5 protein-coding genes are annotated in these 7,308 nt (G+C 59.1%); 3 read left to right on the forward strand and 2 right to left on the reverse strand.

The window, feature by feature from the left end:
* The first annotated feature begins 250 nt into the window (after positions 1–250).
* Positions 251–2,143 (forward strand): penicillin-binding protein 2, encoded by a 1,893-nt coding sequence (gene mrdA, locus Q1V60_RS13805; protein WP_300631231.1) that lies wholly within the window; start codon positions 251–253, stop codon positions 2,141–2,143.
* Positions 2,144–2,189: 46 nt separating this feature from the next.
* Here mrdA and Q1V60_RS13810 read toward each other — a convergent pair whose 3' ends face one another.
* Positions 2,190–2,546 carry a GFA family protein gene (locus Q1V60_RS13810; protein ID WP_300631233.1) on the reverse strand — a complete coding sequence of 119 codons (357 nt, stop codon included), beginning with the start codon at positions 2,544–2,546 and terminating at the stop codon, positions 2,190–2,192.
* 99 nt (positions 2,547–2,645) lie between these two features.
* Here Q1V60_RS13810 and Q1V60_RS13815 point away from each other — a divergent pair, with 99 nt between their 5' ends.
* Entirely contained in the window at positions 2,646–3,113 is a 468-nt protein-coding gene (locus Q1V60_RS13815; protein WP_300631235.1) for an SRPBCC family protein, read from the forward strand.
* 46 nt (positions 3,114–3,159) lie between these two features.
* Here Q1V60_RS13815 and Q1V60_RS13820 read toward each other — a convergent pair whose 3' ends face one another.
* Complete coding sequence (locus Q1V60_RS13820) at positions 3,160–5,361, reverse strand: TonB-dependent siderophore receptor (protein WP_300631237.1); 2,202 nt, start codon at positions 5,359–5,361, stop codon at positions 3,160–3,162.
* 204 nt (positions 5,362–5,565) lie between these two features.
* Here Q1V60_RS13820 and Q1V60_RS13825 point away from each other — a divergent pair.
* The coding region (locus tag Q1V60_RS13825; protein WP_300631239.1) for a DNA polymerase II at positions 5,566–7,308 on the forward strand (1,743 nt) is incomplete at its 3' end.

Raw genomic sequence — 7,308 nt, forward strand, 5'->3', positions numbered from 1 at the left:
AACCCCTGTTTGCTTGCGCAAACAGGGGTTTTGTTTTGGGCGGTTGAAAATGCGGCGGCTTCCCATACGCTCACTCTTAATCGCGCGCTCGCCAACCACGCTCTAGCTTCCTTAGATTAAATAACCGGCCGTTAAGGGAAATCAATGCAAAGTGTTTCTGCATTTTTGGTATGGTGCAGCACATTTTCACAAGGATTGATTTTTATCCGCAGGACGCGGCGTCGACCTTCCTTAACGAGATGCTGTAGAAATGCCTGAGCCGATACCGATCAAGGATCACGAAAAAGAAAACCGTCTGGTCAACAAACGTTTGCTCGCCTGCGCACTCATGGTACTCGGCATCACCTGCGCCCTTGTGGGGCGGATGTACTTCCTGCAGGTGGTTCAATACGACTATCACGCCACGATTTCCGAAAACAATCGCGTCCATGTGCTGCCCATCACTCCTACTCGGGGCTTGATCTATGACCGCAATGGTGTGGTCCTTGCTGACAATCGACCCAGCTACAACCTGACCATTACCCGCGAGCGCACCACCGATCTAAAGGGGGAATTGGATGCGATCGTCAGTCTTTTACACCTGCCCGCCGAAGATCGGGCCGTGTTCGACAAAGCGCTCAAGCAAGCTCGCCATCCGTTTGTTCCCGTCACGCTGTTCTACGAACTGACCGAAGAGCAGATCGCCGTTTTGGCCGTCAATGAGTTCCGTCTACCGGGTGTGGACGTTGAGCCCCAGTTCGTCCGCCACTACCCGCTGGGTGCGCACTTCGCTCACTCCATCGGCTATGTCGGACGAATCAACGAGAAGGAGTCCAAGGCCCTCGATTCAGTCGAATACCGTGGCACCCAATCGATCGGAAAAACCGGCATCGAACGCTTCTACGAGTCTGAACTGCACGGTCACGTCGGTTATGAAGAAGTCGAAACCAACGCCCAAGGGCGGGTATTGCGCGTGCTGAAGCACACGGACCCTATCCCCGGCAAAAACATCGTTCTGAGCCTTGACGTGAAGCTCCAGGAAGCCGCAGAAGAAGCCTTGGGTGATCGTCGTGGTTCGGTGGTCGCCCTGGACCCGCAAACCGGTGAAGTGTTGGCCATGGTCAGCAAGCCGAGTTTCGATCCGAACCTGTTCGTCACCGGTATCAGCTTCAAGGAATATGCAGCGCTGCATGATTCCATCGATCGACCGCTGTTCAACCGCGTGCTGCGAGGGCTGTATGCGCCAGGCTCAACCATCAAGCCCGAAGTGGCCATCGCAGGGCTAGACAGCGGTGTTGTCACCCCACAAACCCGCGTGTTTGATCCGGGGTACTACCAGTTACCGGACTTCGATCACAAATACCGCAACTGGAACCACAGCGGCGACGGCTGGGTAGATATGGACGCCGCGATCATGCGCTCCAATGACACCTACTTCTATGACTTGGCCCACAAACTCGGCATTGATCGCCTGCATGATTACCTGGCCGAATTCGGCTTAGGTCAGAAGGTGTCCCTGGACATGTTCGAAGAATCCGCCGGCTTGATGCCCTCCCAAGCATGGAAGCGTGCCACGCGTCGCCAGCCCTGGTTTCCGGGTGAAACCGTGATCCTGGGCATCGGCCAGGGTTATATGCAGGTCACACCGCTGCAACTGGCCCAGGCCACTGCGCTAATTGCTAACAAAGGTGTATGGAACCGGCCGCACCTGGCCAAGACCATCAACGGCGTGCCACCGGTGGATGAGAACCCGATGCCCAACGTAGTCCTCAAAGACCCGCGTGATTGGGAACAGGTCAACCACGGCATGCAATTGGTAATGCACGACCCGCGCGGCATCGCCCGGGCCGCCGCGCAGGGTGCCCAATATCGCATCGCCGGCAAGAGCGGTACCGCGCAGGTGGTGGCGATCAAGCAAGGTGAGCGTTACAACCGCAACAAGACGCTGGAGCGTCATCGCGATAACGCCTTGTTTGTCGGCTTTGCGCCAGCCGAACATCCCAAGATCGTGATTTCAGTGATGATTGAAAACGGTGAGGCGGGTGGCCGTGTGGCAGGTCCGGTGGTGCGACAGATCATGGATGCCTGGCTGCTCGACCAGGAGGGTCATCTGAAGCCGCAATATGCGACGCCGGCCAAAGCTCCCGGCGATCCGCGCGTTTAAGTCACTCTTTCCATTCGGCCCAGCGCTCCACGCCGTCATAAACAAGCTAGGGCACATCATGGGCTGTCCAGATATGCGCGGTGGGCCTGGCGCCCGGATCAGCGTCCAGCGCCGCCACCCGCACGATTACGTGGGGTTGGTGCGCTCGCTCGGCGATCAAATGCGAGCCGCAGCGCGAACAGAAACGGCGCTGCTTGCCCGGCGATGACTCAAACGATGACAGCAATTGTTCACCCTGCGTCCAGCGAAAGTGCTCGCGCATCACCCCGGCCGTGGCGACAAATGCGGCCGCGTGCGCCTTGCGGCAGCTGTCGCAATGGCAGTGACTGATGGGCATGTCCAGGCGGTCCACTTGGTAGCGCACGCCTTTGCACAAGCAACTTCCATTCAACGGCTCAGTCATAACCTATTGCCAGGTCAAGGATGGGGTCATCATCATCGCGCATAACCAAAGGTTGCGCATTGGTCGATGTCGCCTAGTGTTCAATGGAGGAGGTGACTTATGCACGTATTAGATCGCATAGAACGAAAAGTGCTGCTCAACGCGTCACGTAAACAGGTCTGGGAAGCGCTCACGAATGCTGAGCAGTTTGGCGATTGGTTTGGTATCGCCCTCAAGGGAAAAACCTTTGTAGCCGGAGAAACCATCGAAGCGCCGATCACTTACCCCGGCTACGAACATGTGGTGTGGAAGGCCAGGATCGAACGCATTCTGCCGCAAACCCTGTTTTCTTTCTGGTGGCATCCCTTCGCGGTAGAGAAGGACGTGGACTACGACAAGGAAACACCGACGCTGGTGGAATTCACCCTCGAGGATCGCGCACCGGGCATTCTGCTACGGGTCGTCGAATCCGGTTTCGACGAGGTGCCCCAGGCTCGGCGTCAGAAAGCCTTCAAAATGAACTCCCGTGGCTGGGACGAGCAAATGGGCAATATTGAAAACTATCTGAACAAGGCCCGACGAACCTGACGCGAACGGGCATCGAAGCTGATGCCCGCCTCCAACGGCCGTGTTTTTAAAAGTCAATCGTCGCCGACAACTTTGCCACTCGCGGATCGCCCTGGCTCAGGAAGCCGCCCTGGGCCGATTCCCAGTATTTCTCGTTGGCGACGTTTTCCACCGTAGCGCCCAATGTCACCTCACGATTAGCCAACGCGAAGGTGTAGCGCGCGCCCACATCGAAGCGATTCCAGGCCGGTATGCTCAAGTTGTTCGCCGCGTCGGCATACTGGCCGCCCGTGCGCAGCATGCGACCATTGAGGGTCACGCCCTGCAGGCCGGGCACGTCCCAATCCACACTGGCGTTGAACTGGAATGAAGGAACGCCGATGGCGCGGTTGCCGTCGTTGGCACCGTCGAGGGTGCCCTTGAGTTCCGTCTTCATCAGCGTCACGCCCCCAAGCAGGCGCAGGCCGCTTACCGGCTCGCCGAAGACGTTCAGTTCGACGCCTTTGTTGATCTGCTGGCCTTCACGCACATAGCGGGCCGTGGTTGCATCGATGACTTGCGCATAGCCCGCTCCGGGCTGCTCGATACGATAGACACCGAGGGTTGCGCCATAAGTACCCATGTCGACTTTGACGCCCGCTTCGATCTGCTTGGAGCGAGCGGGTGCATAGGCTTGCCCGCCACCGATAATCGTCCGGTCTCCGGATTTGAGCGGAGAGGTCGGGCCCTGGGCCAGGCCTTCGATGCGGTTGGCGTACAGGGATACATGCTCCCACGGCTTGAAGACAATGCCGTAGACCGGCGTGGTGATCGATTCGTTGTAGTTGGCCGTGCGCGTACCGCTCATGTAGTTGTAGCCCTGCACCACCATTTGCTGGCGACGTGCACCCAGCGTCACCAACAGACGATCATCGAAGAAGCCAAACGTGTCGGATACCGCAGCGCTGCGTACGAATGTCTTGCCGGTAATGGTCGGGTCGCTGAAGTCGGTGCCAGGGGTATTGCGTACAGCGTTGAGCGTGGGGACCGGGCCGGTCACAGGGTTGTAAATGTTGGTTGCACTGGGTGAGCCGTTGAACACATAGGCGTTGCGCACCTGGGTCCAGATGCCGGCGAGGCCGAAATTGAGTCGATGGCTGACCGGGCCGGTTTGGAATTTGCCGTTTAAGCCGGCCATTAAACTGGAGTTGTCTTCTTCGTGCGCGATGGTCGAGCGGCTGGAGGTGGCATTGCCCAGGTTATCGGTCAGGGTAATCGAAGAATATCGGCCCATTTCCCGGTTGTGTTTGACACCGCCTGCAGCGTAGGTCGTCCAGTTTTCATTCAGGTCGTACTCGGCGCGCAGCATGCCCAAGGTGTCCTCAAGATTGGTGCTGCTCCAGCTGGGCGCGTAGTTGGTATCTGCCGACGGCGCATCCGGCACGTGGGTAGCGGTGCCCAGGAACACCGAGTTTCGTCCGCCATTGATACGCTGCTTCTGATACACAAAATCACCCGACAGGCGCAACGCATCGCCACGGTAATCCAGGCCGATCGCGAACAGTTTCGAACGCTGATTTTCGTCGTCAATGCCGGTATCACCTTCGCGCTGAGACAGGTTGACCCGAGCGCCAAAACGATTGTCTTCACCAAAGCGCTGCCCGATATCCAAGTGTTCGCCAACCCGACCATCGCTGCTGATGTCCGTGCTGAAACGGCGCAGCGGCACGTCACCGGCGCGCTTGGGTTGAAGGTTCACACCGCCGCCGATCCCCGAGCCGCCCGGCGTGACACCGTTGATAAACGCGTTGGGTCCCTTGAACACTTCCACGCGTTCCAGCGCATCAGTGGACATGATCTGGCGTGGAAGGATGCCGTACAAACCGTTATAGGAAATATCGTCGCCATTCAACGGCAAGCCACGGATCATGAACGTCTGGGCCTGGTTCGCAAACCCCGACGCCTGGCGCACGGACGAGTCATTGAGCAGCACGTCGCCGATGGTTTCCGCCTGCTGGTCGCGAATCAATTGCTCGGTGTAGGAGGACATGCTGAACGGCACGTCCATGATGTCCTGATTGCCCAGTACACCCAGTTGACCGCCGCGAGCAACCTGGCCGCCGGCATACACCGCAGGCAACGCATCGGGCGCGGGGGCTTGGGCGTCGATGCGGGTTGCATCCAGTTCCAAGGTGTTGCTCGTATCCGCATGCGCAGCAACGCTCAGGGAGCAGCAAAGGGCGAGCAGGGTGGGACGAAAGGGCACAGCGAGGCGGCTACACAGGGGCATGGTCAATCCTGACGGTGAACCGTCGATTATGAGAAAGGGGCACAACGGTGCGCTTGCTCACTGCGCGGATACAGCTCCAGCGCGAATGATAGTGATTGTTATTCATTCCTTGCAACAAATTTGTGAGATCGCAGTTAACGTGCCGCGTTTACCTGGATGCCGAGTAGAATCACGCCCTGAAAGCGATTCCAGAGGTGCGGTACGGTGGATTTACAGCAGGGGTTTGTCCTGACCCGGCATTGGCGCGACACCCCGGCAGGTACGGAGGTCAGCTTCTGGCTGGCGACCGACCAAGGGCCTCGGTGTATTCGCCTACCCGTGCAAACCTCGGTGATGTTTATCCCCGAGGTCCATCGCAAGCCGCTGGGCTGGCTGCTCAAGGACGAGCGCGATATCGAGTTGCGTGCGTTGCAGTTATGCGACTTCCATCACCGGCCGGTTCTGGGCCTTTATGCCCGGCAGCACCGCCAGATGATGGATATCGAGAAGCGCCTGCGCGCTGCCGGGGTGGATGTCTATGAAGGCGATGTGCGCCCGCCCGAGCGCTACATGATGGAGCGGTTCATCACTGCCCCTGTCTGGTTCGGCGGCACGCCCGACGCAGGCGGCACGCTGCGCGATGCGCAGATGAAGCCCGCTCCCGATTACCGACCCGCACTGAAACTGGTATCCCTCGATATCGAAACCACCGCCCAGGGCGACCTCTATTCCATCGCCCTGCAAGGGTGCGGCGAGCGCCAGGTGTACATGCTCGGCCCACCCAACAAAGCTTGTGCGGTGGATTTCAAGCTCGACTATTGCGACACCCGCGCCCAATTGCTCGAACGCCTCAACCAATGGCTGGCCACCCACGATCCGGATGCGGTCATCGGTTGGAATGTGGTGCAATTCGACCTGCGTGTACTGCACGAACATGCCCAGCGCCTGAACGTGCCTCTTCTGCTCGGGCGCGGCGGTGAAGCCATGACCTGGCGCGAACACGGCAGCCGCAATCATTATTTCGCCGCGGCGGCAGGCAGGTTGATCATCGACGGCATCGAAGCCCTGCGGTCCGCGACTTGGAGTTTCGAGTCGTTCAGCCTGGAGAACGTCGCGCAAACCCTGCTGGGTGAAGGCAAGGACATTTCCACGCCCTACCAGCGCATGGACGAAATCAACCGCATGTTCGCCGAGGACAAGCCCGCTCTGGCGCGCTACAACCTCAAGGACTGCGAATTGGTCACGCGGATTTTCGAAAAGACCGAACTGCTCAAGTTTCTGCTGGAGCGCGCCAGCGTCACCGGGCTGCCTGCCGACCGCAATGGCGGTTCTGTCGCAGCGTTTACCCATCTCTATATGCCGTTGATGCACCGCCAGGGCTTCGTCGCGCCCAACCTCGGCGACAAGCCGCCTCAGGCCAGCCCCGGTGGTTTTGTCATGGACTCACGTCCAGGTCTCTATGAATCGGTGCTGGTGCTGGACTACAAAAGCCTGTACCCGTCGATCATCCGCAGTTTTCTGATCGACCCGGTGGGCTTGATCGAAGGCCTCAAGCATCCCGACGACAGCGACTCGGTGGAAGGCTTTCGCGGCGCGCGTTTTTCCCGCACCCGGCATTGCCTGCCGTCCATCGTCACGCGGGTTTCCGAAGGCCGCGAAGTGGCCAAGCGTGAACACAATGTACCGTTGTCCCAAGCCCTGAAGATCATCATGAACGCCTTCTACGGCGTGCTCGGTTCCAGCGGCTGCCGTTTTTTCGATACGCGCCTGGCGTCTTCGATCACCATGCGCGGGCATCAGATCATGCGCCAGACCCGCGAGCTGGTTGAGGCCCAGGGTTATGAAGTGATCTACGGCGACACCGATTCCACCTTCGTCTGGCTCGGCAGCGCCCATTCCCTGGAGGACGCCAGCCGCATCGGCCAGGCGCTGGTGCAGCACGTCAACGACTGGTGGCGCAGCCATCTG

Source organism: Pseudomonas sp., assembly GCF_030147005.1.
Lineage (GTDB): Bacteria > Pseudomonadota > Gammaproteobacteria > Pseudomonadales > Pseudomonadaceae > Aquipseudomonas.